This is a genomic window from Rhodococcus sp. NJ-530 (assembly GCF_003860625.1).
Classification (GTDB): domain Bacteria; phylum Actinomycetota; class Actinomycetes; order Mycobacteriales; family Mycobacteriaceae; genus Rhodococcus_F; species Rhodococcus_F qingshengii.
On the sequence record NZ_CP034152.1, the window covers coordinates 1,643,278 to 1,669,414 of the forward strand.

Annotated in this window: 24 protein-coding genes and 1 pseudogene; 14 read left to right on the forward strand and 11 right to left on the reverse strand. The window is 61.6% G+C overall.

Annotated features, from left to right (window positions below):
- Nucleotides 1-20 precede the first annotated feature (20 nt).
- The 7 genes from EHW12_RS07660 to urtA all read right to left on the reverse strand — a co-directional run bounded on the left by EHW12_RS07660 (nt 21) and on the right by urtA (nt 6,245).
- Nucleotides 21-521 carry a hypothetical protein gene (locus tag EHW12_RS07660; RefSeq protein ID WP_064114035.1) on the reverse strand — a complete coding sequence of 167 codons (501 nt, stop codon included), beginning with the start codon at nt 519-521 and terminating at the stop codon, nt 21-23.
- A gap of 205 nt (nt 522-726) precedes the next feature.
- Nucleotides 727-1,416 carry a GntR family transcriptional regulator gene (locus EHW12_RS07665; RefSeq protein ID WP_042923309.1) on the reverse strand — a complete coding sequence of 230 codons (690 nt, stop codon included), beginning with the start codon at nt 1,414-1,416 and terminating at the stop codon, nt 727-729.
- A gap of 1 nt (nt 1,417) precedes the next feature.
- Entirely contained in the window at nt 1,418-2,110 is a 693-nt protein-coding gene (gene urtE, locus EHW12_RS07670) for an urea ABC transporter ATP-binding subunit UrtE (protein ID WP_003941544.1), read from the reverse strand.
- A 3-nt stretch (nt 2,111-2,113) separates the two neighbouring features.
- The gene (urtD, locus tag EHW12_RS07675; RefSeq protein WP_064114034.1) at nt 2,114-2,950 is read right to left on the reverse strand and encodes an urea ABC transporter ATP-binding protein UrtD; all 837 of its coding nucleotides are present in this window, start codon (nt 2,948-2,950) and stop codon (nt 2,114-2,116) included.
- Complete coding sequence (gene urtC, locus EHW12_RS07680; protein ID WP_007735392.1) at nt 2,947-4,053, reverse strand: urea ABC transporter permease subunit UrtC; 1,107 nt, start codon at nt 4,051-4,053, stop codon at nt 2,947-2,949. The genes urtD and urtC overlap by 4 nt, the downstream gene beginning before the upstream one ends.
- Nucleotides 4,050-4,934 carry an urea ABC transporter permease subunit UrtB gene (gene urtB / locus EHW12_RS07685; protein ID WP_003941514.1) on the reverse strand — a complete coding sequence of 295 codons (885 nt, stop codon included), beginning with the start codon at nt 4,932-4,934 and terminating at the stop codon, nt 4,050-4,052. Before urtB ends, urtC begins: the two co-directional genes overlap by 4 nt.
- Nucleotides 4,935-4,988: 54 nt before the next feature.
- On the reverse strand, nt 4,989-6,245 hold the full coding sequence (gene urtA, locus EHW12_RS07690) for an urea ABC transporter substrate-binding protein (protein ID WP_007735391.1): 1,257 nt from the start codon (nt 6,243-6,245) through the stop codon (nt 4,989-4,991).
- A 267-nt stretch (nt 6,246-6,512) separates the two neighbouring features.
- Here urtA and EHW12_RS07695 point away from each other — a divergent pair, with 267 nt between their 5' ends.
- From EHW12_RS07695 to EHW12_RS07735, 10 genes and pseudogenes are all read left to right on the forward strand, one after another.
- Nucleotides 6,513-7,253, forward strand: coding sequence for a TetR/AcrR family transcriptional regulator (locus EHW12_RS07695; RefSeq protein WP_125050466.1), 741 nt, complete (start codon nt 6,513-6,515; stop codon nt 7,251-7,253).
- 126 nt (nt 7,254-7,379) lie between these two features.
- Nucleotides 7,380-8,564, forward strand: a complete 1,185-nt coding sequence (locus EHW12_RS07700; RefSeq protein WP_042452925.1) for an ABC transporter substrate-binding protein — start codon at nt 7,380-7,382, stop codon at nt 8,562-8,564.
- A gap of 15 nt (nt 8,565-8,579) precedes the next feature.
- Nucleotides 8,580-9,455 (forward strand): branched-chain amino acid ABC transporter permease, encoded by an 876-nt coding sequence (locus tag EHW12_RS07705; protein WP_003941557.1) that lies wholly within the window; start codon nt 8,580-8,582, stop codon nt 9,453-9,455.
- Complete coding sequence (locus EHW12_RS07710) at nt 9,455-10,483, forward strand: branched-chain amino acid ABC transporter permease (RefSeq protein ID WP_039973479.1); 1,029 nt, start codon at nt 9,455-9,457, stop codon at nt 10,481-10,483. The genes EHW12_RS07705 and EHW12_RS07710 overlap by 1 nt, the downstream gene beginning before the upstream one ends.
- Nucleotides 10,480-10,851: pseudogene (locus EHW12_RS35830) on the forward strand (ATP-binding cassette domain-containing protein); the annotation flags it as partial. The gene EHW12_RS07710 and the pseudogene EHW12_RS35830, both read left to right, overlap by 4 nt.
- Nucleotides 10,852-10,922: 71 nt before the next feature.
- Nucleotides 10,923-11,252 (forward strand): ATP-binding cassette domain-containing protein, encoded by a 330-nt coding sequence (locus EHW12_RS35835; RefSeq protein ID WP_277426207.1) that lies wholly within the window; start codon nt 10,923-10,925, stop codon nt 11,250-11,252.
- A gap of 1 nt (nt 11,253) precedes the next feature.
- Nucleotides 11,254-11,958: an ATP-binding cassette domain-containing protein gene (locus EHW12_RS07720; RefSeq protein ID WP_020906733.1), complete on the forward strand. Its 705-nt coding sequence runs from the start codon at nt 11,254-11,256 to the stop codon at nt 11,956-11,958.
- Between the two features lie 9 nt (nt 11,959-11,967).
- Nucleotides 11,968-13,608 (forward strand): class I adenylate-forming enzyme family protein, encoded by a 1,641-nt coding sequence (locus EHW12_RS07725; protein ID WP_047268871.1) that lies wholly within the window; start codon nt 11,968-11,970, stop codon nt 13,606-13,608.
- Between the two features lie 68 nt (nt 13,609-13,676).
- A complete protein-coding gene (locus EHW12_RS07730) occupies nt 13,677-14,696 on the forward strand; it encodes an alpha/beta hydrolase (RefSeq protein WP_064074214.1) in 1,020 nt (339 codons plus the stop codon).
- Between the two features lie 131 nt (nt 14,697-14,827).
- The gene (locus EHW12_RS07735) at nt 14,828-15,850 is read left to right on the forward strand and encodes an alpha/beta hydrolase (RefSeq protein ID WP_125050467.1); all 1,023 of its coding nucleotides are present in this window, start codon (nt 14,828-14,830) and stop codon (nt 15,848-15,850) included.
- Nucleotides 15,851-15,855: 5 nt separating this feature from the next.
- Here EHW12_RS07735 and ramB read toward each other — a convergent pair whose 3' ends face one another.
- From ramB to EHW12_RS07755, 4 genes are all read right to left on the reverse strand, one after another.
- On the reverse strand, nt 15,856-17,268 hold the full coding sequence (gene ramB / locus EHW12_RS07740) for an acetate metabolism transcriptional regulator RamB (protein WP_003941547.1): 1,413 nt from the start codon (nt 17,266-17,268) through the stop codon (nt 15,856-15,858).
- 125 nt (nt 17,269-17,393) lie between these two features.
- Complete coding sequence (fmdA, locus tag EHW12_RS07745; protein WP_019744435.1) at nt 17,394-18,653, reverse strand: formamidase; 1,260 nt, start codon at nt 18,651-18,653, stop codon at nt 17,394-17,396.
- A gap of 94 nt (nt 18,654-18,747) precedes the next feature.
- Nucleotides 18,748-19,035 (reverse strand): FmdB family zinc ribbon protein, encoded by a 288-nt coding sequence (locus EHW12_RS07750; RefSeq protein WP_037129638.1) that lies wholly within the window; start codon nt 19,033-19,035, stop codon nt 18,748-18,750.
- A gap of 79 nt (nt 19,036-19,114) precedes the next feature.
- Nucleotides 19,115-19,738: a serine/threonine protein kinase gene (locus EHW12_RS07755; protein ID WP_223304378.1), complete on the reverse strand. Its 624-nt coding sequence runs from the start codon at nt 19,736-19,738 to the stop codon at nt 19,115-19,117.
- Nucleotides 19,739-20,242: 504 nt separating this feature from the next.
- On the opposite strand from EHW12_RS07755, the gene aceA reads away from it, so the two are divergent.
- The 4 genes from aceA to EHW12_RS07780 all read left to right on the forward strand — a co-directional run bounded on the left by aceA (nt 20,243) and on the right by EHW12_RS07780 (nt 26,124).
- Nucleotides 20,243-21,532, forward strand: coding sequence for an isocitrate lyase (aceA, locus tag EHW12_RS07765; protein ID WP_003941533.1), 1,290 nt, complete (start codon nt 20,243-20,245; stop codon nt 21,530-21,532).
- 184 nt (nt 21,533-21,716) lie between these two features.
- The gene (locus tag EHW12_RS07770; protein ID WP_003941541.1) at nt 21,717-22,613 is read left to right on the forward strand and encodes a 3-hydroxybutyryl-CoA dehydrogenase; all 897 of its coding nucleotides are present in this window, start codon (nt 21,717-21,719) and stop codon (nt 22,611-22,613) included.
- 91 nt (nt 22,614-22,704) lie between these two features.
- On the forward strand, nt 22,705-25,011 hold the full coding sequence (metE, locus tag EHW12_RS07775; protein WP_058038167.1) for a 5-methyltetrahydropteroyltriglutamate--homocysteine S-methyltransferase: 2,307 nt from the start codon (nt 22,705-22,707) through the stop codon (nt 25,009-25,011).
- 72 nt (nt 25,012-25,083) lie between these two features.
- Nucleotides 25,084-26,124, forward strand: a complete 1,041-nt coding sequence (locus EHW12_RS07780) for an NAD(P)-dependent alcohol dehydrogenase (RefSeq protein WP_003941488.1) — start codon at nt 25,084-25,086, stop codon at nt 26,122-26,124.
- The last annotated feature ends 13 nt before the right edge of the window (nt 26,125-26,137 follow it).

The window sequence follows — 26,137 nt, forward strand, 5'->3', positions numbered from 1 at the left end:
GCCGCTGGCTTGGCGACGATTCAATACACGAACATCAAGCTCGTGAGCACGCGAACGTCCACGGCAACAACGGCGCAATCGACGCTGAGCGTGAGTCTTTCGATGGCAGCTTTTGCGATTCTGGGGGCGCAGATACTGGGCACCACAAACGTGACATTCAATCTTGTAACGGCCCAATGCGGAATTGGCAGCGCGACATACCCGGTCACGCCGCTGAGCCTCCCAACCGGATTTGCTGCGCGTGCGGTCAGCCCGACGTCTACTTCGGTGAGCGAACCCCCGTCATCGACGACTTCTTCGACCACGGCAGCTGAGACCACGGCAGCTGAGAACACTGCAGGGATGACGACCACCGCGTCTGTGCCGACACCGACAGCAACCCCGACATCGACAGCAACCCCGACATCGACAGCAACCCCGACAACGACGGCTACACCAACTACGAGCACACCGGCGCCGGCGGATCCAATCGGGACAGCGATCCACGGCCCCGCCGATTCGAGCATCTCCGCCTTCACCACGGATACCGGACTCTCCTGCGACGTTGCGCCTGATGCGGACTACACGAGCGAAGTTGCAGTCGAATGCTCGGACGGCACAACGGGTACGGTCCCCGGTTCTGTACTCGGCCCGAAGCCAACCGTACCGGGGGAGTACCTCAGGATCCCCCTGACGAGAGACCACGTCACCGAAGTCTTCACCCTGAAGTCAGCGACACGACGCTGATCAGTTCCGCACAGCGTTGGCCATGGCGGCCAACGAGAGGGCCTGCCGAGCGCGGTCGAGGACAACCGCACGAGAGATGTCGATGTGCGACACCAGTGCCTCGTGTGCTTGCGGAATCTTGCCGTCCAGAACCAGCTCGACGACGGCGATATGTTCCTCCACGGTGGCCTTCATACGGTCGGGAGTCAGGTAGTCGAACATCCGCACGGGGCGCAGCTTCGAGTTGACGGCCTGCAAGGCGTCGACCAACGCATGGTTTCCGGACGAGGCGAGGAGCGCGATGTGGAACTCCTCGTCGAGCGTCACGAAGCCGGCGTCCGGTACCGGCATCTGTTTGAGAAATGCGTACCACTTGTCGAGTTCGGAACCGAGCGCGTCTCGATCATGAGCGGGGGCCTCACCGTCGAGTACCCGCCGAAGCCCGTGCACTTCGAGGAGTATGCGCAGCTCGTAGAGGCCACCCAACTCGTCGAGGTGCGGTCGGTACGGAAAGAGTCCATGTTCGTCGCGCTCGACCAGCCCGTCGGATTCCAACTTCGCGAGCGCTTCGCGCACCGGTGTTCGCGAGACACCGTAGAGATGAGCCAACCGTTCTTCGCCGAGTCGTTCGGATGGCGCGATCTGACCCGACATCAGATCGTTCCGGATCGACCGATAGACCTGCTCGCGCAGCGGCGGGCGCACACTCATGTCAGATTGCCATCGCTCGACGAACCGCCTCGGTGGACGTGGTGCCGCCCTCACCGGTCGAGGTCACGTGTCCGGCCGCGAGAATGCTGTAATGCTGAGCAGATTGGAGCGCGAAACCGATGTGCTGCTCTACGAGGAGGACACCGAGATCGCCGCGCTCGGTGAGTTCCATGACGGTTCTTTCGATTTCGGCGACCACGTTGGGTTGAATGCCCTCGGTTGGTTCGTCCAGAATGAGGATCTTGGGCTCGGTGATCAGGGCGCGAGCGATGGCAAGCTGTTGTCGCTGCCCACCGGAGAGAAGTCCCGCGCGACGGTCGAGGAGCGTGGTGAGTGCGGGAAACAGATCCAATGCCTCTGCGATGAGTGCCTTTCCGCGTTTGCGCCCGTCGGCGACCACCCGAAGATTCTCGGCAGTTGTCAGTTGTCCGAACGACTGCTGACCCTGGGGTACGTAGGCAAGTCCGCGAGCGACGCGGGCGCTCGGCCGTAGACCGGTGATGTCCTCACCGTTCAGAAGTACCTTTCCCCGTGTAGGTTTGATCAGACCGACGGCGGCGCGCAGCAAGGTGGTTTTACCCGCACCGTTGTGACCCATGACTGCCGCAACTCCGTCGCTGGGAACCAGCAGGGATACGCCGTGGATCACTTCGGTGCGTCCGTAGCCGGCGCGGATGTCGACGAGCTCGAGCATGATTCAGTCCTCCGGGGTCGGTTCGGTGTCGGCGCCGAGATCGGTTCCGGCAGCGGCTGTGCCGAGGTAGACCTCTTGCACCTTGGGGTCGGCTTGGACCTCCGCCACAGTTCCTTCGGCAAGCACTTTCCCAGCGGCGAGCACTGTGACGGACGTGGCGAAGGATCGCATGAAGTCCATGTCGTGCTCGACTACGACGACGGTTCGCGCACCGCCGATGCGCCGCAGAAGGTGCCCGGTCTCCTCGCGCTCCTCGAGGCTCATGCCTGCGACGGGCTCGTCGAGCAGGAGCACGGAACAGTTCTGTACCAACAACATTCCGATTTCGAGCCACTGCTTCTGTCCGTGCGCCAGAATGCCTGCGGCGGTGTCCCTGAGGTGCTCCAACCCGGTTGTCTCCAGCGCCTCTTCGATCTCGGGAAGCACACCTTTGCGTTTTCTGAGCAGGTTCCACGGTGATCGGCCGGCTCCGGCCGCGATGTCGAGATTCTGCAGCACCGAGAGCTCTTCGAAGACGCTTGCCGTCTGGAAGGTTCGCCCGACGCCGAGGCGGGCGATCTTGTGAACCTTCTTGCCGAGCAGTTGCTCGCCGGACTTCGTGATGGAACCCGTCGCGGGAACGAGTCCGGTGATGGCGTCGACCAACGTTGTCTTTCCAGCCCCGTTCGGGCCGATGAGAAACCTCAGGTCGCCCTGCATGAGGGTCAAGTCGACGCCGTCGACGGCCTTGAAACCGTCGAAGCTGACCGAAAGATTTCGTACTTCGAGGTACTCGGACGACATTCCGGCGTTGCCACCCAGTGCCGGTGTGGGTTCGCTGGTGGCGGTTGTGTTGGTCATGACGACACCTCCACTGGTTCGGGTTGGGAGACCTTGACCGGCGGGTCGGCCGGGGTCTCACGCTTCTTGCGGTGGCGCATCAGGGCGAACAATCCGGCCACACCTGCCGGGAAGAACCCGACCACGACGATGAACATCAACCCTTGTGCGTAGATCCATCCCGAAGGGAGTTTCTCCGAGAATGTCGACTGCGCCCACGCGACGCCGATCGCACCGAGTACCGGACCGAGAAGCGTTGCGCGGCCGCCGATCGCGACCCCGATGAGGAAAGCGATGGACGGGACGATCCCGACGTCGGCGGGGGAGATGATGCCCACGATCGGAACGAACAGCGCGCCGGCGATACCGGCGAGGAACGCCGCGGTCACGTAGGCGACCAGTTTGATGTTCGCGGGATCGTATCCGAGGAAACGTACTCGCTCCTCTTGATCACGGACGGCGACGAGGAGTTCGCCGTATCGGGAGTTCATCAGCTGGCGAATGAGAGCGACCGATGCGAGAAGAACTCCGGCAGCGATGAAGAACAACATCTGCTTGTTCGCCGGATCGTTGAGATTGAAACCGAAGAACGTACGAAAACGGTTGAGGCCGTTGCTGCCACCGATCGACTGCTGGCCGATCAAGAGGATTGCGAAAGCCGCGGCGAGTGCCTGCGAGAGGATCGCGAAGTACGCGCCCTTGACTCTCCGCTTGAACACACCGAGTCCGAGGAGAAAGGCAACAGCGGCCGGCAGGAAAAGGATGGCGAAGATCGCCACGAATGGCGAGGCGAACGGTTGCCAGTATCCCGGCAGTTCGGTCTTGCCGGCGATGGACATGAAGTCCGGGACCGCGTCACCCTTGAGTTCGGCATCGGCGATCTTGAGGTGCATCGCCATCACGTATGCGCCGATCCCGAAGAACACCCCCTGGCCGAGCGTGAGCATTCCGCCTCTGCCCCAAGCCAAACCGATACCGACAGCGACTATGGCGAAGCACAGGAATTTGGCCAACAGTGACAGCCTGAAGTCCGAGAGCACAGCCGGAGCGACGGCGAACAGCACGATGGCGGCGAGTGCAAAACCGCCCCACACCCGAATTCGGGAATTGTTCAGGATGCTCATACGAGGCTCCTCGTCTTGACTGCGAACAGGCCCTGCGGCCGAACTTGAAGGAAGACGACGATGATGACGAACACGATCACCTTCGCGATCGACGCTGTCGTCGAGTACTCGATGAACGAGTTCAAGATGCCGAGGGCGAAGGCTGCGATCACGGCTCCCTTCATCTGACCGAGACCGCCGACGACAACAACCAGGAAGGCGTCGATCAGATAGGACTGGCCGATGGTCGGGCTGGTGGAACCGATGAGCGTCAACGCGACACCCGCGACGCCGGCGAGCCCGGAACCGAGGAAGAAGGTCGTGATGTCCGTACGACGAGAGGAGATTCCGCTCGTCTCGGCCAGATCGCGATTTTGGACGACGGCCCGGATGCGTCTACCCATCGACGACTGCTTCAGTGCGACCGAAAGTGCGATCACTGCTGCGATCGCCAACACCAGAATGAAGATGCGGGTTTTCGGCACCACGGCGCCGAAAATATCGACCCCGCCCGAAAGCCAGCTCGGCGCCGAAACATTGACTGCCGGCGCGCCGAAGATGTCGCGCGCCAACTGCTGAAGGATCAATCCGACGCCGAATGTCACCAACAGGGTGTCGAGGGGTCGGTGGTACATCCGCGATACCAGGACCACTTCGAGCACAACACCCATCAGTCCGCCGACGACGAAACCGACGAGCAGAGAAATGATCAACGATCCCGTTGCATTCGAGATCACCTGCTGCACTACGTATGCGGTGTACGAGCCGGCCATGATGAACTCGCCGTGTGCCATGTTGATGACACCCATCTGCCCGAACGTGAGAGACAACCCCAACGCTGCCAACAGGAGAATCGATCCGATACTCAAACCCGTGAACAACTGCCCGATCACAACATCCATGACAGACGCTCCACCTCTCTACTCGTCGATTCCGTCAATTCCGCCTTTTGTCGATCAGCTACCGAGCCCCTCAGCCCAGGGGTAGTTCTTCAGGTACGGATCCGGCTCGATCGGCTGTCCCGAATCCCAGACCGTGTAGATCAGTCCGTCGGAACGGATTTCGCCGATCCGGGCAGTCTTGGTGATGTGGTGGTTGTCGCCGTCGATGGTGACGAGTCCTTCGGGCGCCTGGAAGGTCACACCGTCGGCGTTGTCCTGAATATCCTTGACCGCAAACGAGTTGGCCTTCTCGACGGTGTTCTTCCAGAGGTAGACGGAGGTGTATGCCGCTTCCATCGGATCGGACGTGGGCTTGTCCTGGCCGAACTTTGCCTTGTACGCCGCGACGAACTTCTTGTTCTCGGGGGAGTCGATGGTCTGGTAGTAGTTCCACGCCGTCAGCTGGCCTTCGACGTTCTGGACTCCGATACCACCGACCTCTTCCTCCGCAATGGAGACGGAGACGACGGGCATGTCGGCGGGCTTCAGGCCGACATTTGAGTATTCACGGAAGAACGCAACGTTGGAATCGCCGTTGAGTGTGTTGAACACGGCATCGGCGTCGGCTGTGCGGACCTTGTTCACGATGGTGGAGAAGTCGGTCGAACCCAGAGGCGTGTAATCCTCGCCCTTGATCTCGATGCCGTTCGCTGCCGCGTACGCCTTGATGATGCGGTTGGCGGTCTGAGGGAACACGTAGTCGCTGCCGACCAGATACAGCGACTTGACGCCCTTCTCCTTCAGGTAATCCAGAGCCGGGATGATCTGCTGGTTGGTCGTTGCGCCCGTATAGAAGATGTTCTTCGAATCTTCCAGTCCCTCGTACTGGACCGGGTAGTAGAGCAAAGAGTTGTTGTCCTCGAACACGGGCAGCATGGCCTTGCGGCTCGAGGAGGTCCAGCCACCGAAAACTGCTGCGACGCAATCGCTGCTGATCAGTTTCTCGGCCTTCTCGGCGAACACTGTCGGCTCCGACGCGCCGTCCTCTGCGACGATCTGGATCTTCTTACCCAGTACACCGCCGGAATCGTTGATCTCCTGCACCGCCAACGAGATGGAGTCGCGGACCGTCACTTCACTGATGGCCATGGTGCCCGAGAGTGAATTCAGGGAACCGACCTTGATCGTGTCCCCCGAGGTGTCGACGCACGACGTAGCCGTCGAATCTCCCGATGCGGTGTCTGTTGCCTTGCTTCCGCAGCCGGTGAGAACCAAGCCCAGCGCGGCGAGAGCGGCCGGCGCGGCAAGGGTGCGCTTCGAGAAGGTTCGCATGTACGGGCCTTTCGTGTCGATGGCTCTGGCAGACAATGGCTCTGACAGATCTGTATCCGGAGTGCGTATACAACGCTGTATTCGTCGAGTGCACAGAGTAGGTGGAAGTTGTTGCGGTGGAATGACTGTCGGTGACAAGTGTGTGTCCGGTGTTTCGATTGGGTGTCCAGGACCTCACACCGCAGGTCAGCGAGGGTGCGGTGTTAGCATCGACGAGAAATTGATCAAGCACTCGCTTGACGATCGGAACGTCGGAAGGATCTTCTCGTGCGCTCGACCCGACGGGACGAAATACTCGCTCATGCGGCCAAGCTGTTCAGTGAGCGGGGGATCGCCGCGACGACGGTGCGAGACATCGCCGACGAAGTCGGGATCCTCTCCGGCAGCCTCTATCACTACTTCGACTCCAAGGATGCGATAGCCAACGAGATCGTCGTCCGGTTCCTCGAAGATCTCAACGTCCGGTACGAGGACTCGATCGAACCGGAAGGTTCGGCTCGAAATCGCCTGGCCACGATGGTGTCGGTCTCTTTTGCCTCGGCGGTGGATCACCCGTATGCCACGGAGGTCTATCAGGGAGAAGCCATACTTTCGTCGCAACCGGCGGACGCGCCCATCACCATCCTGGTTCAGAAGGCACACAGCTACTGGCGATCGGCTATCGCTCGCGGAATTGCCGACGCGGAGTTTCGGGAAGACATCGATCCCGAACAGTTTCACCGTCTCCTGCGTGAATCCGTCTGGTCCACCGTCGCGCAGTATCGCCCGCAGCTTTCCGAATTGGCCGAAGATCTGCAGCGCAATCTGATTTCGGTTTTCCTGGACGGCTTTGCCGCACGTTCCGTCGACGGCGAGCCGGTGACACGCATTGCGCGGCGCACGGCGAAGAAGGAAGCGCAGACCGAATCTCCCGACTCGGACCTTGCCGAACTCCGCTCTGATGTCGACGAATTGAAGTCCGTCATTCGCGAACTCAGCTCGTCGATCCGGCAGCTGCAGAAGCCGTAACACCGCAGTTCCTGCGCGTGTAGTTCGGATTTTGACTATCAGTGTGACCCAGTGCATACTTCTGTCCACACTCGTAAATCAAGCGCTTGTTTGATTTACCAAGCACAGTTTGGACGGGAGTTCGATGTGAGACTCGGAAAGGCGATCGCCGTCTGCGCGGCAGTGGTCCTCGGGGCGAGCGCGTGCGCATCTGCCGGTGTCATTCCCGAAGACACCATCGTCATCGGTTTGGACGAGGACTCCACCGGGCCCGGTGCGTCGTACAGCACGATCGCCGGCAAGACGGTGCGGATGACCGTCGACCTGATCAACCAGGCGGGCGGAATCAACGGTAAGCAAGTCGAATTGGTTGTCGAGAACGACGAGAGCAGTCCCACCAAGACCCCGTCGATCATTCGGAAGTTGGTCGATCACGGGTCCAGTGCGGTCATCCTCGCCACGGGCAGCGGGTCGGTGCTGCAGGCCAAGTCGATTCTCCAGCAGTCGAAGATTCCTGCGATAGCTCCGGTCGTTCTCAGCGACGCCTTTGCCTCGGCGCCCGACAACGACTTCTCGTTCATGATTCCGAACTCGTTGAAGCAGTACGCCCAGGTGTACTGCGGGGCTTTCGAGAAGATGGGGTACAAGTCCCTGGGAATTCTCGGTGACGCGAGTGCGTCCATCGACGGAATCATCAAGACCCTGCGGCCGGCGCTCGAGAAGTGCGCGAGAGTGACGGGCGTCGAAAAGGCGCCGGTCGATGCCGCGGACATCACCGCACAGGTCTCACGTCTCGCGGAAACCGAACCGGACGCGATTCTGGTCGCCAGTATCGGCGGGCACTTCGAAATCCTCGCGCACAACACCTTGTCGAAGGTCACCCCGCAGACGCAACGCTTCTCACTCGCTTCCATCGGAAACCAGCCCGCATCTTGGGCTTTGGCGGACCCGAAGGCGTTGAGCGGCATGGTGTACATGGGCTCGCTCAGTGAGAACAACCCGAGAACCGCCGAACTGCGTCGCAAGGTGCAGGCGGTGAAGGGGCCTGATTATCAACTGACCGCCTACGACGCACAGGCGTACGACGCCGTCATGATGTTGGCCGAGGCAATCGAAATTGCCGGCGACCACCGAGATCGGACGGCCGTTCGTGATGCTCTTCAACAGGTTTCGGCACTTCCCGCCAGCTTCGGCCAGGACGGATTGACACTGTCGTTTTCTTCGCAGGATCACCTGGCTCCTGACAGCCTCTGCGGACTGGTGCTCGTCGAATTCGGTGAGGACAACAAGCCGGCCCATCCGTGGGATTCCTACCAACCCCCGTGCGGATAACCGAGGAGCCTTGACATGACAGACGCACAACTGTGGCTCGCAGCCATCGAGATCGGTGCATTCTTCTCACTGATAGCCCTCGGAATGTATCTCGTGGTGGTCGGCGCCGATTTCTTCAACTTTGCGATGGGCCCGTACGCGATGGCTGCGGCCATGGCGTCGAGTTGGGTCGCGATCAATTACGGGCTCGCTCTCTGGATTGCCATGCCGCTGGGGATCGCGGTAGCGGTGGCGCTGTCGATCCTGACGGAAAAGCTTGTGGTCAAACAGGTTCAGAAGCGTTCGGGTCGTGGGGAACTACCGGCGTTGGTGGCGGTGACCGCAGTACTGTTCGGGATCCAGCAGCTCGCCGGCACGGTCTTCGGCCGAACACCACTTCCCGGACAGAAGATCTTCGACTTCGATCCGATATCGGTGCTCGGTGCCACCGTCGACAGTTCGACCGTTGTACTCGTCGTCGGAACTGCCGTGATCTTCGTCGGTATCGGACTGTGGCTGAACCGGTCCACCTCGGGCCGTCTGCTTCGCGCCGTCGGCGACAATCCGGATGCCGCCCGCGTCCTGGGCTTGCCGGTGGATCGGGTACGCCTCATCGCGTTCACCCTCGCGGGTGTGATCGCCGCCGTCGCCGGACTTCTGTTCGCTCCCAAGGCCGGTGTTCAGTTCACGAGCGGTCTGTCCTGGACGCTGACGGCATTCATCGCACTCGTCATCGGTGGTACCGGCCGGAGTTGGGCTCCGCTGATCGGCGGAATGGTGTTGGGCGTCGTCCAGGTATTCGCCCCGTACTACTTCGGTGCGAGTGCTGCGCAAACCGCGATTCTGTTGATTGCCCTGGTGTTCTTCGCTTTCCGTCCGGAAGGCTTGCTCTCGAGGAAGGTTCGCGTCTGATGGCCTCGCTTTCTACCAGTCCGCTGACGTCAAATCCGCCCGCTACATCCGGCCGTTCCCGGACGAGGATGCTCGCCCTGTCACGAGAAGCGCTGATCACCGTGGTCGTGGTTGCTGCCGTGCTGCTGTGGATGGGGCCGAGTCTGTACCGGCAGGATCTGGTGTTCCTCGCTGCGACGTATTCGCTGATCGCACTCGGCATGTACGTGCCATTCGTGCTCGCGGGATCACTGTCGATGGCGTACAGCGCGTATGCGGCGATCGGCGCGTATGCCGTTGCGCTGATCTCGGTTCGGACCGGGTTGTCGATGTGGTGGGGATGGATTCTCGGCGCCCTCGCCGCTGCAGCGGTTGCAGTACTCCTCAGCTTGGCAACGCAGAAACTCTCCGGCTTCTACCTTGCCGCGGTGACCTTGTTGTTCGGTATCGCTTTCGAGCACTGGTTGATCGACGGGCCGAGTTTCACCGGCGGATCGGCCGGGATCTCGGGCGTCGAGACTGTGACGATGTTCGGCTGGGAGCCACCGCGCTACGCATTGGTCGTGTTCGCGATCTTGTTCGTGTGTCTGATCGCGGTCGCTGTCGATCGACTCCGGAAATCGGTGTGGGGGCTGATGTTGCAAGCTGCCCGCGACAATCGTAATGTCGCACGGTCTTCCGGCGTCAATCCTGCGCACCTGACCGTTGTGGCGCTGGCGATCGGTGCCGCGATCGCGTCGACCGGCGGATCGCTGTTCACCGTGTCGGTGCAAGCTGTCACTCCTGAAACCTTCACTCTCAGTATTGTTTTCCTTGCGATCTTCATGCCGATCATCGGCGGTCGCAGTTCGGCGTGGGGTGCTCCGCTCGGTGCATTGATCGTGGTGATCGTGACGCTGAACATGCCCGGGTACCAGGGAAGTGGCGAACTCCTGCTTGCCGGAGCCGTCCTGGTGATCCTCATCGTCGCGCCTGGTGGGGTGATCGGGTGGAGTCAGAACGTTCTGGGTCGAATGAACCGTCTGTACAAGGAGCGTGGCAATCGATGACTCGGCTACTCGAAGTGAGCGGGCTCCACAAGTCCTACGGCGGCGTCCGCGCTGTCGACGATGTCTCGTTCAGCGTCGGACCGGGAGAGGTGATCGGACTGGTCGGCCCGAACGGGGCAGGCAAGACCACACTGGTGGACTGCATCTTCGGCACTCAGCAAGCAGACTCCGGAACCGTCGCGCTCGCGGGTGCTCCCTTGACCGGGCCGTCGGAGCGCCGTGCACGGCAAGGGCTCTCGCGCACGTTTCAACATCCGCAGCTCGCGGCGGAACTCGACGCCGTCGACAACATCATCCCGGGACTGTACGGGCACAAGATCACCTCACCTCTGCACTCGCTGTGGTGGGCGATCAAAGGACCTTTCGAGAACTGGGACCGGACAGCACAGCGGGCCCGAGAGATTGCTGCGCGATACTCGGTCACCGACGTCGAGAGTGCTTGCGGGATCTCAGTTTGGGCGCGCAGCGTCTGGTCGAGGTGGCGCGGGCGATGGCGACCGAACCCGAAGTCCTCCTGTTGGACGAACCGTTTGCCGGTGCGGATCACGACGGCATCGCTGCCATCTCCGGTGCCGTGCGATCGATTGCCGCGCAGGGCAAGGGAGTAGTCCTGGTCGATCACAACGTCGATCTCATCGCGGCGCTCGCCACCAAGATCGTGCTGCTCAATTTCGGATCAGTGGCGTTCTACGGACCACCGCAGGAGTGCTTGGCCAGCGACGCGATGCGAGAAGTCTATTTCGGTTCCGAATACGAGGAAGGCGCCTGACATGCTCGAACTCGACAGAGTCACAGTTCGATACGGATCCGCTGTCGCCGTCCGGGAAGTCTCCCTTGTCGCCCCCGCCGGTGAAGTGACAGCGATCGTCGGGCCGAACGGTGCGGGCAAGACCAGCTTGGCGGGATCCATCTACGGCTCGGTTCCCGCCACCGGGACAATCAAATTCGATGGTCGAGAGATCCAGAAATTATCGGCACTGGATCGTGTCCGCAGCGGATTTGCCTACGTTCCCCAAGGCAGGCAACTGTTCATGCGAATGTCCGTTCGCGAGAACCTACGCGTCGGCGCAGACCTGCTGGGATTGAAAGCCGAAGCCGTGGAAACAGCTTTCGAGAGGTTCCCGATCCTGCGTGAACGCTCGGAGAGTTATGCCGGGGTCCTCAGCGGTGGTGAGCAGCAGATGTTGGTTCTGGGGCGGGCCCTTCTGGAAACCCCGAAGGTGTTGCTCCTCGACGAGATGATGACAGGACTGGCACCGAAAATCGTCGCGGAGCTGCGAGCATTGGTCGGGGGTCTGGCCGCCGAGGGTGTGACCGTCATCGTGACGGAACCGGCACTTACTGCACTGAAATCGGTTGTCGACCGCGGATATGTCATGCAGCGCGGCGAACTCGTCCGCGAATGCGATTCCGCAGCGACACTGGACAACGCGTACAAACAATCGATGGGCGTCCTCAGCGCCGACGGGAGATGATCGACGATCATGCTTGAAACGAAGACACTCGACTTCACCGTCGGTGAATTCGCCACGAATCCGGACCGCTTCGCCGGCGTCAGCATCAGCGAAATGGTCAGGCATTGGTCTGAGACCATCCCGGACGAAACCGCCTTTGTCACTCCGGAATCGAGGGTGTCGTGGAAGCAGTACGACGCGGCTGCCGATGCGATCGCGTCGGCGCTGGATCTAGCTGGTGAGGGATACGGACATGTAGCCGTGTTGCTCCCCGACACCGCTGTATTCCATGCGGCTCTCTGCGCAGCATTTCGTACCGGCCGCGTCGCCGTCGGAATCGGTTCGCGCTCGGGCATTCGCGAGATCTCTCATCTGATCGCCCGCTCGGAAGCCTCCGTACTCGTCACCACTCGCACGCTGCGCGGCGTCGATACCGCCGAACTCGTGGCGAGTCTGCGGGCAGAGCATCCCGGACTGGACGTCGTCTTCGCCGACGAACGCGCCGACGTGAGTTTCGAACGCGTGAGCGCAAACGGCGAACTCACCTCGTTGCCGGTCGAGCTAAAGCAGTTCCCCGCAACCAGTCCGTGTTTTGTCACGTCAGCCGTTTCGATGCTGAACTCGACCTCCGGCACAACGGGCCTACCCAAACTGGTCACACAAACCGAGGATCGTTGGGTTGGTTTCTCCGAGATTGCCGCCGAGGCGGCGGCGATCGGTTCGGATGAGGTGTTCCTCGGCGCGGTTCCAGCACCTTTCGGATTCGGCCTCTGGACTTCGCATTTCCTGCCGGCACTACTCGGTGCTCGCAATGTCGTCATGGAACGCTTCGACGTTTCGGTGATGATCGAGTTGATCGAGCGCGAACGGGTGACTGCTTTGAATTGTGTGAGTACACAATTCAAGATGCTGTTGCGTTCGGAGGCTGCGGAATCGGCCGATCTCTCGTCACTTCGTTTCATGTTCACCGGTGGTGAAGCCGTGCCCTATTCGGAGGCGCTGGCATTCGAACAACGTACCGGAGCGGCTGTCCTGCAGTTCTACGGATCGAACGAAACCGGCGCCGTCTCGGTGACGACGGTTTCGGACGATTCCGACACCCGACTGAAGACGTGCGGCCACGTCATCGATCGCATGCAAGTTCGTGTATTCGACGATGCGGCAAAGGAAATGACCGGCTCCGTCCGCCGCGGTCAGCCTGGGGTGAACGGACCGCTGATGTGTCAGGGCTATTGGGGGGACACCGATGCGAACGACGAGTTGTACACCGATGACGGTTGGATGCTTCTCGGCGACATCGTCGAGATCGACGAGACAGGACGGGTGCGTGTGGTCGGGCGCAAAGCCGACATCATCATTCGTGGCGGCAAGAACATCTCCGCGGTCGAAGTCGAGGAGTACGTGCGCGCGCACCCTTCGGTGGAGTTGGTCGCCGTGGTCGGGGTCGACGATCCGCTGTTCGGTGAGAAGGTCTGTGCGGTCGTCGTGTCCGCCGATGACGATCTGAGTTCGGAGGATCTGACCGCCTGGCTGCAGAGCCGAGGAGTGACCCGCGAGTACATACCCGAGTACGTGATGACGGTCGCCGAATTGCCGATGGCGGCAGGCGGCAAAGTAGCCAAGGGTGAAGTCAAGGCACTCGCGCAGAGGCGGATCGCTGAACTCGGCTGATCGCACTTGGCGGTACCGGCTTCGCGTTACGCTGATCTGGACATTGTGCCGAGAGTGAAGGAAACCCGATGACGAACCCTTCACCGCATCGGTGGCGCAGGCGCTTGTTGTGGGCTCTGGCAATTGTGTTCGTTCTGGTCGGAGCCGTGGTTCTGGCCTTCGTTCTGAGCCCGAGACCTGGCGCACTCACCGTGCGATGGGTCTTCGATCGTGATGCGGTGAAAGTCACCGAGGCGCTCGAGAAGCACGCGCCCGAAGGCGTCGACTCGATCAAGGACCAGCAGTACCGCGCCGATGACGACGACGCATACCTGGATGTCTACTTTCCCGCAGCGACGACGACCGCATTGCCTACGGTGATCTGGACTCATGGCGGTGCCTGGATCTCGGGAAGCAAGTCCAACTACGCGCCGTACTACGAGTTGCTGGCCTCGCGTGGCTACACAGTTGTGTCCCTGGACTACTCACTCGGACCTGAGCACCACTATCCGACGGCAGTGCGGCAGCTCAACGACGCTCACGCGTACGTCGTCGCGAATGCGGAACGGCTGCATGTTGATCCGACGACGGTCGTTCTGGCGGGTGATTCTGCGGGAGCGCAACTCTCGAGTCAGCTCGCCACTCTCATCACTGATCCCGCCTATGCGAACCGTGTGGGCGTGGTCCCGTCGCTGCGGCCGGATCAGTTACGTGGAGTAATCCTGAACTGTGGAATCTACGACGTCGGGAACATGGTCGGCGGACCCGGCATCATCGGTTGGGGAGTTGATCGGTCCCTCTGGGCGTATACCGGCGTGCGTGACTTCATGAGTACCGACGCAGCGGATCAGATGTCGACCTTGAACTACGTCACCGATCGATTTCCGCCTGCCTACATCAGCGGCGGCAACGCCGATCCGTTGACGGATTCTCAGTCGAAACCGATGGCTGACAAATTGACCGGGTTGGGAGTTGCGGTCGACACACTGTTCTATCCGGCCGATCACGTTCCGGCGCTCGGTCACGAGTATCAGTTCGATCTGGACAATGCCGACGGTCTCACTGCGCTCGATCGCACGGTTCAGTTTCTCGAGGCTCATACCGGCTAAATGTCGGATTGTGGTGAACCACTGCGAAAATGGTCATTGTGGACAAAGCTCCGCGGGTGCGTTGCCAGGGAATTCTCAACTAGTCCTTTTGGTCTAGCCTGGGTGAATCCGATCCGACCCCAGGAGTTGTTGTGCGCGCGTCTTCCCCCGACAGACGGCGAAGGCGCAATGTCGGAACCGCGGCGGTATTCGTCGTCATTCTGCTGTCCGGGGTAACCGCGGCACTCGTCAGTCCGTGGCCAGGAGTTCTCCTCGTACGGTGGATGTCGGCGGGTGGCTCCGAATCGACTCACGCACAACTCGACAGGCATGCACCGTCAGGAATCGTCTCGATTCTCGATCAGTCGTACCGCGAAGGCGACGACGATGCACAACTCGACGTGTACTACCCGTCGGAGTCCACTTCGGCGCTACCCACGGTGGTCTGGGTGCACGGCGGTGGCTGGATATCAGGATCGAGAACTGATGCCGACGGTTACTACAAACTGTTGGCAAATCAAGGCTTCACTGTGATTTCGGTGGACTACTCACTGGGACCAGATGCGTATTACCCCACCGCAGTGAATCAGCTGAACGACGCGTATCGATTTATCGTGAGCAATGCGGACAGGTTGCATGTCGATTCGACCAATCTCTTTCTTGCGGGAGATTCGGCAGGCGCGCAGTTGTCCAGTCAGTTGGCGACCGTCATGACCAGCCCTGACTACGCGTCGGAAATGGGTGTGGAGCCGGCATTACGTCCCGAGCAGACACGCGGAGTTGTCCTCGACTGTGGGGTCTTCGATCTGAAACCGCTGCTGTCACAGGGGAAGTACTTCGGTTGGGGCGTCGACAAGCAATCGCTGTGGGGGTACCTCGGAACGAGGGACTTCGACGGGTCGACTGCAGTGCGTCAGATGTCGACACTGGGTCATGTGACCTCGGACTTTCCAGCGACGTTCATCACCGGCGGAAATGTCGACCCACTGACCGCCAGCCAGTCGAAACCCATGGCAGAACGGCTCGCCGATCTGGGCGTCGAGGTCGATGCACTGTTCTACCCGGACGATCACGAGCCTGCACTCGACCACGAATATCAGTTCGACCTCGACACCGTCGACGGGGTGATCGCGTTCGATCGCACAGTCGCGTTCCTACGCGACCACGTGCGTTAGCGCGGTCAGCGAATCACGTACGGCGAAATCGAACTCCGGTGCTCGCTGATGTCGAGGTCTTTACCCAACGGAGGGAAGGCACGCTGCGGACAATTGAGGCGTTCGCAGACACGGCAGCCCGAGCCGATCGGCGTTCCCGGATTCGACTCGTCCAGATCCAGACCGTCGCTGTAGACGAGTCGGTGGGCGTGTCGAATCTCGCATCCCAATCCGATGGCGAAGATCTTTGCGGGCTGTCCGTATCGAGCCGCTCGACGTTCGACCGTGCGAGCAACCCATAGGTATCGGCGGCCGTCGGGCATCTGTGCGATCTGAGGCATGATCTTGCCCGGATACGAGAACGTCTCGTAGACGTTCCACAGCGGACACGTACCGCCGCTGGTGGAGAAGTGGAATCCGGTGGCGGACTGACGCTTCGACATGTTTCCGGCACGATCGACACGCACGAACATGAACGGAACCCCGCGAAGTTTGGGGCGCTGCAGGGTCGAGAGGCGGTGGCAGATCGTCTCGTAGCTCGCGGAATAGAAGGCGGACATACGCTCGATGTCGTACCGGAAGTCCTCGGCAACCTCGTGAAACTGGCTGTAGGGCAGCACGGTGGCCGCGGCGAAATAGTTGGCCAAACCAAGCTTCGCCAGGGAAACCGACGCTTCGCTGGTGAAGTTGCCCTCGGCCACCAACGAGTCGAGCAGGTCGCCATGCTCGAGGTATGCGAGTTCTGTCGCGAACTTGAAGACCTGTTGCCCGCCGGAGAGTCGTGCGGAAATTTCCAGGACCCTGGTGTCCGGGTCGTAGCGATGAAGTATGTTCTCGCCCAAGTCGACTCGTCGAACGATCTGCACGTCATGGACGGACTCGAGGCGTCTGGCGATCTCGCCGGCGACGTCGCCACGGTGAAAGCGCATCCGGGCAGTGAGTTCTTCGGCCGCGGTGTCGAGATCGTGGATGTAGTTCTGTCGCTGATAGAAGTAGTCGCGCACTTCCTCGTGCGGCATGGTGATCGAACCGCTGCCGCTGCCGTCCGAGAAACGGTCCTCCGTGGCTGCGGCGAGCTGCGCCGTCGTGTTCCGGAAGCGGCGATGCATGTTCACCATCGCCTTGGCCAGGCCCGGGTGGGTGGAGACCATCTCCGCGATTTCGTGGGCGTCGGCGTCGATACCCATCTCTTGATCGAGGGCAACTTCACGCATTTCCGCGATCAGGCGTGTGTCGTCCTGCGGGGAGAAGAAGGTGGTGTCGACACCGAAGACTTCACTGATTCGCAGGAGCACCGGCACGGTGAGTGGCCGGACGTCGTGCTCGATCTGATTGAGATAGCTTGCCGAGATCTCGAGCGTCTTGGCCAGCGAAGCCTGACTCAACCCGCGCTCGGTCCGCAGTTGGCGGAGCCGGACACCGACAAAGGTTTTCGACATTTTCCCAGGATACGAGTGACAGTCCGGCTTCGCAAAGGTGGGTTCGCAGTCTTCGCACAGGGGCTCCGCCCCCGTGAGTGGTTGAGGAGCCTCGGCACTCCCTAACCACTCACGGGGCCGGAGGCCTAGACCCTGTTCTCCGAACGAGGGGCGCCGATTCCGGGATCGATCTGGAACGGCCCGCTCGACGAGGGTGCAAGGGGGAAGTCGAAGATCGCAGTCGGGAGATAGACCGTCGAACACGAGTTGGGGATATCCACGACACCCGACAGGCGACCCTCGATCGGCGCCGCACCGAGTAGCAGGTACGCCTGCTCTGGCGCGTACCCGAACTTGGTCAGATACTCGATCGCATGCAGGCACGCACGCTGGTAGGACAGATGTGAATCCAGGTACTTCTGTTCGCCGTCCAACGTGACGGAAGTGCCCGAGAACGCAAGCCACTCGGAATACTGCGGATCCGTGTTGCCCGGCATGAAGATGGCGTTCTCGGAAACGCCGTAGGTATCCATTCCGCCCTTGATGATGTCCACACGAAGATCGATGAAGCCGCCCATCTCGATGGCACCGCAGAAAGTGATCTCTCCGTCGCCCTGGGAGAAGTGAAGATCGCCGACCGACAGATTCGCACCGTCCACGAATACCGGATAGAAGATTCGGCTGCCCTTGGTGAGGTTCTTGATGTCCTGGTTTCCACCGTTCTCGCGAGGGGGAGCGGTGCGCGCCGCCTCGCCGGCCACGCGTGTGTACTCGTCACCGGTCAAGGTTCCCAGCACTGCATCGCGGGGCTCGGGCGGAAGTGCAAGCGGGGGAACCCGATTGGGATCGGTGGCAATGAGGGCGCCCTCGCGGGCATTCCACTTGGCGAGCAAGGCTGCAGACGGAGCCGTGCCCATGAGTCCCGGGTGGACGATGCCCGTGAACGAGACGTGCGGAATGTGACGCGACGTCGCCGTTTGGCCGGAGAAATCCCAGACGGCCTTGTACGCGTCGGGGAACTGTTCGGTGAGGAAGCCACCGCCGTTGTTCCGAGGGAAGATGCCGGTGTACCCCCAGCCTTGTCCGGCCAACGGACCCGAATCTTCTTGGGGGATAGGCCCGATATCCAAGATGTCGACGATCAAGAGGTCGCCGGGCTTCGCGCCTTCGACGGAAAAGGGGCCGGACAGCGTGTGGACCGTGGTCAGTGGTGCATTGAGAATGTCGTCGGCCGAGTCGTCGTTGTGTATTGCGCCGTCGAACCATTCGCGGCAATGGACACGAAACGCATCACCGGGTTTCACCGTCACCGCCGCTGGGATGTCCGGGTGCCACCGATTGTGGCCGACGATTGCCTGGTCGGTGAATTTCTTGGCGGAATCGAGTGGAAACAGCAGTTCAGGCATATGCACTCCTCATTCTCGAAGAAACGGAAAACTCGTGGCGGCAGGACTTTCGTGTCGGATCGGGACTCACGGCGAGGGCGCGCGGTGAGGACGCTCAGGGGCGAGGTAGCTTGCGGTGCAACGGATTGGATGTCGTCGGCGCAGATTGCCGGCCGCGGCCGGGTAGCGACCCACTGACCACGGCAGGCTCGTGAGCCGATCGAGCAGTGCTGTCCAGTAGACCCATCGCGGCCGACGACGCGTGACTCAACCGGGGAGACGAGACCACCCGCTTGGACTCGAGACTGCACTGGGGGCAAGTAATCGACTGGGGCACTTCGGCCATCGCGAACGACCGCTCGAGCGGGCCGCAGCCGGTACAGCGAAACTCGTACAGAGGCATGCGGTCACGCTATCGGAGGATCCGTAAGTGCGACACTGGAACGACACGCACCGGGTTGCCGATGCCGCAATTGCGCCCGTCAGCGCAAGTACACAACCGCGTTGTCTCCGCCGGTACAGGTGACGATGCCGGAGGTCACCTTGCATGCCATCGTGTACTCCTTGCCGGTCACCGGACTACGTGCGGACACGGTGCTGGATGCACCGGTTGCACCGGAGTTCCCGTAGGCGATCCGAACCGCCTCGGCAAACTCACATGAAGTTTTGCCCCCACTTGTCGCGGACTCCTTGTAACTTCCGGCCGGCTGCCCGCCGGGGCAGGCGGACGCACCGGCCGGGAAGTTCGCGGCGCGTGTGGTCGTCGGGGATGTCGTGCTGGGAGCGGTTGTCGTGGTGCCGGGTGTGTTCGCGGCGCTGATGGTGGTGTGGGCGGCGCCACCGGCGGCCGAGTTGGGGACGTCCTTCGGCCAGAGGACCCAGGCAAGCCCGCCGAAGAGAGCCAACACAGTGATGACTCCGATTACGGATACCGGAATCACCCAGCCGGGCCGACGCGGCGGCGGATTTCCACGTGGCGGTGCAGGCGGGAATCCCTGGGGCGGGGGATACGACTGCGGCGCGGCTCGGTAGCCCAACTGCGGCGGCTGTGGACCGGATTGCGACCATGCCTGGTTGTTCGGTGGCCGCTGATAGTTGTCCGGCACCGCTTTATCGCCCGGTCGGGGGCGTCGAACGACAAGTCATGGTTCGACAGCATATGGCCGGCGAATGGGTTGTCTGTGGTTTTCTGACGGGTAGATCCCTGGAATCGCCCGAGCGAAGGCTGTTGCCGAGGAGTGATTGCGGTCACTCGCGGGTAGTGAAGTTGGCTCCGAAGTAGCGGACGGGCCCGTTCCGAGTGGCGTGCGAACTGCCGGAATTCGCAAGCGGCAGAGTTGAGTGCATTTCGTTCACAGCCTGCGGTTTCTTTCCTACTCGCCAGTACGGAACCTGTCCGATTGGGTAGTACCAGCCGCGTAGGAATCTTCACAGACTTAGCAAAGTGTGTTGAAAAGGTAGCGAAGATTGGCATTAGCAACAGGTAGACGGCACTTTTTCGATGTGCCATTCTCGGTAAGTACACAAGAAGGGCCTGGCAAGTATGTGAAGTAGTACGCACGTACTGCTCACAACAGGCCGGACCAGCAGATCAAAGAGATGGAGTCTTGATGTCGACCACCGGCACCCCGAAGACCGCAGCTGAGCTCCAGCAGGATTGGGACACCAACCCTCGCTGGAAGGGCGTTACTCGTAACTACACGGCCGATCAGGTCGTCAAGCTCCAGGGCACCGTCGTCGAGGAGCAGACCCTCGCTCGTCGCGGATCCGAGATCCTGTGGGATCTCGTGAACAACGAGGACTACATCAACTCCCTCGGTGCACTTACCGGCAACATGGCTGTGCAGCAGGTTCGCGCCGGCCTGAAGGCCATCTACCTCTCCGGTTGGCAGGTTGCCGGCGACGCTAACCTCTCGGGCCACACGTACCCGGACCAGAGCCTCTACCCGGCCAACTCGGTTCCGACCGTCGTTCGTCGCATCAACAACGCACTGCTGCGCGCCGACGAGATCGCCAAGACCGAGGGTGACACCTCCGTCAGCAACTGGCTCGCTCCGATCGTTGCCGACGCCGAAGCCGGCTTCGGTGGCGCTCTCAACGCTTACGAGCTGCAGAAGGCCATGATCGGCGCCGGCGCTGCCGGTGTCCACTGGGAGGATCAGCTCGCTTCGGAGAAGAAGTGCGGCCACCTCGGTGGCAAGGTGCTCATCCCCACGCAGCAGCACATCCGCACCCTGACCTCGGCTCGCCTGGCTTCCGACGTTGCGGACGTTCCGTCCGTCATCATCGCCCGCACCGACGCTGAGGCCGCAACCCTCATCACCTCCGACGTGGACGAGCGTGACCGCCCGTTCCTCGACGGAACCCGCACGGCTGAAGGCTTCTACGGCGTCAAGAACGGCATCGAGCCCTGCATCGCTCGCGCCAAGGCTTACGCACCGTACGCAGACCTCATCTGGATGGAGACCGGCGTGCCGGATCTCGAGGTTGCAAAGAAGTTCGCCGAGTCCGTTCGCAGCGAATTCCCGGACCAGCTCCTGGCCTACAACTGCTCCCCTTCCTTCAACTGGAAGGCGCACCTGGACGACGCGACCATCGCGAAGTTCCAGAAGGAGCTCGGCGCAATGGGCTTCAAGTTCCAGTTCATCACGCTGGCCGGCTTCCACTCGCTCAACTACGGCATGTTCGACCTTGCCTACGGCTACGCCCGCGAAGGCATGACGGCATTCGTCGACCTGCAGGAGCGCGAGTTCAAGGCTGCCGAAGAGCGTGGCTTCACCGCCATCAAGCACCAGCGTGAGGTTGGCGCCGGCTACTTCGACACCATCGCCACCACCGTTGACCCCAACACCTCGACGGCAGCTCTCAAGGGCTCCACCGAAGAGGGACAGTTCCACTAAGAACTGACTTCGGGTGGGGGAGAGGCTCGGCTTCGGGTCTCTCCCCTGCTTGTATCACCGCACTACTTTCTCTCGTCTTCAAGGCAGTTCCGATTGCGTCGGCCACCAGCGTCGACGCAGTTCGAAGTGCTTGTTTTGCAACACCTTCACCAGACAAACTCCACGAGACAAACAAGGAGCTGACGTGACCAGCGAAAAAATTCAGCGCGTCGGCGTTATCGGCGCCGGAATCATGGGTGCCGGAATCGCCGAGGTGTGCGCCCGCGCACATGTCGATGTTCTGGTCTTCGAGCAGACTCGCGAGCTTGCAGCGGCCGGGCGTTCACGCATCCTGCGTTCGCTCGACCGCGGCGTGAGCAGCGGAAAGATCACAGAACGTGAGCGTGAGCAGGCCGCATGGCGTCTCCGTTTCACCTCCGATCTGGGAGATTTCGCGGACCGCCAGCTCGTCGTGGAGGCCGTCGTCGAAGACGAGAAGATCAAGAGCGAAATCTTCGCCGAGCTCGACGCGGTCGTGACGGACCCGGATGCGGTTCTCGCGTCCAACACGTCGTCGATCCCGATCATGAAGCTCGGCATCTCGACCAAGCGTCCCGAGCGAGTCATCGGCATGCACTTCTTCAACCCGGTTCCGGTTCTGCCGCTCGTCGAGTTGGTGACGACGCTCAAGACCAGTGCCTCCGTCTCGCAGCGCGCCGAGGCTTTTGCCAGCGACATCCTCGGCAAGCAGGTCGTCCGCAGTGCCGACCGCTCCGGCTTCGTCGTCAACGCACTCCTGGTGCCGTACCTGCTCTCGGCGATCCGCATGGTCGAGTCGGGCTTCGCGACCAAGGAAGACATCGACAAGGCAACGGTTCTCGGCCTCGCGCACCCAATGGGTCCGCTGGCTCTGACGGACCTGGTCGGACTCGACACCGTCAAGTCCATCGCCGACTCCATGTACGAAGAGTTCAAGGAGCCGCTGTACTCCGCTCCGCCGCTGCTCCTGCGTATGGTCGAAGCCGGCTTGACCGGCAAGAAGTCCGGCGCGGGCTTCTACGAATACGCCGACAACGGTCGCTCCACCAAGCAGGCAAGCTAAGGCCCAACGCCCCTGTGCGCCTTTCTGGTAGTTCCGGCTACCACAAAGGCGCACAGGGCGCTCGCGCCCCTCGGTTAGAAAGGTCGACCGCATGTCCAGCAGCACTGCAGCATTCGGCTCCAGCGTCCTGGGGTATCCGCGCATCGGGCCGCGCCGTGAGCTCAAGCGCGCCCTCGAGTCCTACTGGCACGGCACTTCGGACAAGGACGCACTTCTCGCGGTCGCCAAGGAACTCCAGGAATCGACCTGGAGCGAATTGGCTGCGACGGGATTGAGCCAGGTTCCCGGCAACACCTTCTCCTTCTACGATCACGTGCTCGACAATGCGCTGCTCTTCGGCGCAGTGCCGGAGCGGTTCAAGCCGCTCGAGGGCGCCCTCGAGCCGCTCGATTTCTACTTCACGATGGCCCGCGGCCGCCCGGACTTCCCGCCTCTCGAGCTGGTGCGCTTCTTCGGTACGAACTACTACTACCGTCAGCCCGAGATCGACGCGAACACTGTGTTCGCGCTCAACTCGGATGCACTTCTCGACGAGTTCGAACGTGCGAAGGCGCGCGGCATCGAATTGCGCCCCGTCATCATGGGGCCCGTCTCGCTGCTTCTGCTTTCGAAGGTCGGACCTGCCACCGAGAAGTCCGATCCGAACTTCACCCCGCTCGACCTGTTGGACGCGCTCCTGCCCGAGTACGAGAAGCTCTTCGAGCAGCTCGCCAAGGCCGGTGCGACCTGTGTTCAGTTGGACGAGCCTTCGGTCACCGAGGACCGCACCCCCGAGGAGCTAGCCGCTCTGGGACGTGCGTACGAGAAGCTTTCGACGGCCCCGCTGCGCCCGCGCCTGTTGGTGACGGGTCCGTACGGCAAGTTCGGCGAAGCCCTCAACATCTTGGCGCCCACCAAGATCGAAGCCTTCGGACTGGACCTGGTGCACGGCAAGATCACGGCCGAGGAACTGGCCGCGGTGCCGAACATCAAGCGCAAGCGCATCTACGCGGGCGTCGTCGACGGTCGCAACGTCTGGCGCGTCGACCGGTTCAACACCTTGACGTACCTGAACGAACTCAAAGACGTTGTGCCTGACCTCGTCGTCTCCACGTCGTCGTCGCTGCTGCACGTGCCGTACGACGTGCTCTCCGAGTACGACATTCCGGGAGACGTCGCAGACCGTCTGGCTTTTGCGAAGCAGAAGGTCGGCGAAGTCGTCTCACTGGCGAAGGCGCTCACCGAAGGTCCTTCGGACAAGTGGCGTAAGCGTCCGACGAAGGTGCACTTCAAGCTCAAGCACGCTGTCCGTGCTCGGGTGAACGCGATCAAGCCCGAAGATCGTGTGCGTGCACCGTACGAGGAGCGTCGTAAGGCTCAGCAGGAACGGTTGAATCTGCCCTTGGTGCCGGCCCAGACACTGGGTTCGTTCCCGCAGACCGACGCGATTCGCCAGGCTCGTTACGAACTCGGCCAGGGGCGTTTGGAGTGGGACGACTACTACAAGCGCATCCAGGAAGAGATCGAGCGCACAATCCGTCTGCAAGAGGACATCGGTCTCGATGTTTTCGTGCACGGCGAGCACGAGCGCAACGACATGGTCCAGTACTTCGCCGAACTGCTCGAGGGCTATGCCTTCACGCACAACGGTTGGGTTCAGGCCTACGGATCTCGTTGCACGCGTCCGCCGATCCTCTACGGCGACATCGCACGTCCGAAGCCGATGACGGTCGAGTGGATTGCGTACGCGCAGTCGCTGACCGACAAGCCGGTCAAGGGCATGCTGACGGGTCCGGTCACCATGATCGCCCGTTCGTTCGTTCGCCAGGATCAGCCGCTCTACGAAACGGCAGAGCAACTGGCACTTGTCATTCGAGACGAAATCGCGGATCTCGAAGCTGCCGGAATCGCCATCATCCAGGTGGACGAACCGGCAATTCGTGAACTGCTGCCACTGCGTGAGGACGGCCGGGAGGCCTACCTGGAGTGGGCCGTCGACGCGTTCCGTCTGGCAACAGGTGGAGCGAAGCCGGAAACACAGATCCACACACATCTGACGTACTCCGCTCGGTCGTCGGTGGTCGACGCCATCGAACGGTTGGACGCCGATGTGACGGCTATCGTCGCGACCCGCTCCATCACGTGGGTTCTCGAAGCACTCAAGGAAGGCGCGCTCACGCACGGCGTCGGTCCCGGTGTCTACGAATCTCGCTCGGCTCGGATTCCCGACATCGACGAACTCGACGAATTGCTCACTGAGGCAAGCGAATCGATCTCTCTCGATCGCTTGTGGGCAAACCCGGACGGCGGCCTCAAGACCCGCCATCCGTGGCAACTCGAGCCTTCGCTGCGCAATATGGTTGCGGCCGCGAGGCGCCTGCGTCGTCGGGCCGAGCAAGCCGAGCGCGACGCCGGGTAAGTCACGTAAAGAACAAGTCATGGAGGGGCCTGCGAGTTGCAGGTCCCTCCATGCACGGGTAGGCATGTGTGCATGGTTACTGCTGCTGCTTATGCCGCGACGTCCGCTGACGGTCCCCTCGAGAAGACCACTGTCGAACGCCGCGAGCTCGGTCCACTGGACATTCTCATCGACATCAAATTTGCCGGCATCTGCCATTCCGACATCCACACCGCTCGCAACGAGTGGGGCGGAGCCAAGTACCCGATCGTCCCCGGACACGAAATCGCCGGCGTCGTCGCCGCCGTGGGTTCCGATGTCACCAAGCACAAGGTCGGCGACCGAGTGGGCGTCGGCTGCTTCGTCGACTCGTGCGGGGAGTGCGACGCCTGCACCGCCGGTGAAGAGCAGTACTGCCGCAAGGGTGTGACGGGTACGTACAACGCCACCGGCCGCGACGGCGAGCGCACTCAGGGTGGCTACTCGACGCACATCGTCGTCACCGAGCACTTCGTGCTCTCGATCCCGGAGGGCATCGAACTCGACGTTGCAGCGCCGCTCCTGTGCGCGGGCATCACCTTGTACTCACCGCTGCGGCACTGGAACGCCGGCCCCGGCAAGAAGGTCGCCATCATCGGTTTCGGCGGCCTCGGGCACGTCGGCGTGAAGATCGCCAAGGCGCTCGGAGCGGAAGTCACCGTCCTGAGCCAGACGCTCGGCAAGAAAGACGACGGGCTTCGCCTCGGCGCCGATCACTACTACGCGACCAACGACCGTGAGACGTTCAAGGCTCTTCGCGGCGAGTTCGACCTGATCCTCAACACGGTCTCGGTCAACCTCGACATCGACGCCTACATGTCCTTGCTTGCCATCAACGGCACTCTCGTCGAACTCGGCCTGCCCGAGAAGCCGATCGAAGTTCGAGCATTCTCGCTCGCCGCAAACCGTCGTAGCCTCGCCGGTTCCATGGTCGGAGGTATCCCGCAGACACAGGAGATGCTCGACTTCTGCGCCGAGCACGGCATCGGCGCAGAAATCGAACTGATCCCGGCGAGCGACATCAACGACGCTTACGAGCGCGTGATCAAGAGCGACGTTCGATACCGATTCGTGATCGACACCGCAACAATCTGACCCGCTCGGTCCT

Bases quoted from the DNA above. Each gene is read 5' to 3' on its own strand.
- EHW12_RS07665 (WP_042923309.1), bottom strand. From the start codon at position 1,416: ATGAGTGTGCGCCCGCCGCTGCGCGAGCAGGTCTATCGGTCGATCCGG.
- urtE (WP_003941544.1), bottom strand. From the start codon at position 2,110: ATGCTCGAGCTCGTCGACATCCGCGCCGGCTACGGACGCACCGAAGTG.
- urtD (WP_064114034.1), bottom strand. From the start codon at position 2,950: ATGACCAACACAACCGCCACCAGCGAACCCACACCGGCACTGGGTGGC.
- urtC (WP_007735392.1), bottom strand. From the start codon at position 4,053: ATGAGCATCCTGAACAATTCCCGAATTCGGGTGTGGGGCGGTTTTGCA.
- urtB (WP_003941514.1), bottom strand. From the start codon at position 4,934: ATGGATGTTGTGATCGGGCAGTTGTTCACGGGTTTGAGTATCGGATCG.
- urtA (WP_007735391.1), bottom strand. From the start codon at position 6,245: ATGCGAACCTTCTCGAAGCGCACCCTTGCCGCGCCGGCCGCTCTCGCC.
- EHW12_RS07705 (WP_003941557.1), top strand. From the start codon at position 8,580: ATGACAGACGCACAACTGTGGCTCGCAGCCATCGAGATCGGTGCATTC.
- EHW12_RS07710 (WP_039973479.1), top strand. From the start codon at position 9,455: ATGGCCTCGCTTTCTACCAGTCCGCTGACGTCAAATCCGCCCGCTACA.
- EHW12_RS07720 (WP_020906733.1), top strand. From the start codon at position 11,254: ATGCTCGAACTCGACAGAGTCACAGTTCGATACGGATCCGCTGTCGCC.
- EHW12_RS07725 (WP_047268871.1), top strand. From the start codon at position 11,968: ATGCTTGAAACGAAGACACTCGACTTCACCGTCGGTGAATTCGCCACG.
- EHW12_RS07730 (WP_064074214.1), top strand. From the start codon at position 13,677: ATGACGAACCCTTCACCGCATCGGTGGCGCAGGCGCTTGTTGTGGGCT.
- ramB (WP_003941547.1), bottom strand. From the start codon at position 17,268: ATGTCGAAAACCTTTGTCGGTGTCCGGCTCCGCCAACTGCGGACCGAG.
- fmdA (WP_019744435.1), bottom strand. From the start codon at position 18,653: ATGCCTGAACTGCTGTTTCCACTCGATTCCGCCAAGAAATTCACCGAC.
- EHW12_RS07750 (WP_037129638.1), bottom strand. From the start codon at position 19,035: ATGCCTCTGTACGAGTTTCGCTGTACCGGCTGCGGCCCGCTCGAGCGG.
- aceA (WP_003941533.1), top strand. From the start codon at position 20,243: ATGTCGACCACCGGCACCCCGAAGACCGCAGCTGAGCTCCAGCAGGAT.
- metE (WP_058038167.1), top strand. From the start codon at position 22,705: ATGTCCAGCAGCACTGCAGCATTCGGCTCCAGCGTCCTGGGGTATCCG.
- EHW12_RS07780 (WP_003941488.1), top strand. From the start codon at position 25,084: ATGGTTACTGCTGCTGCTTATGCCGCGACGTCCGCTGACGGTCCCCTC.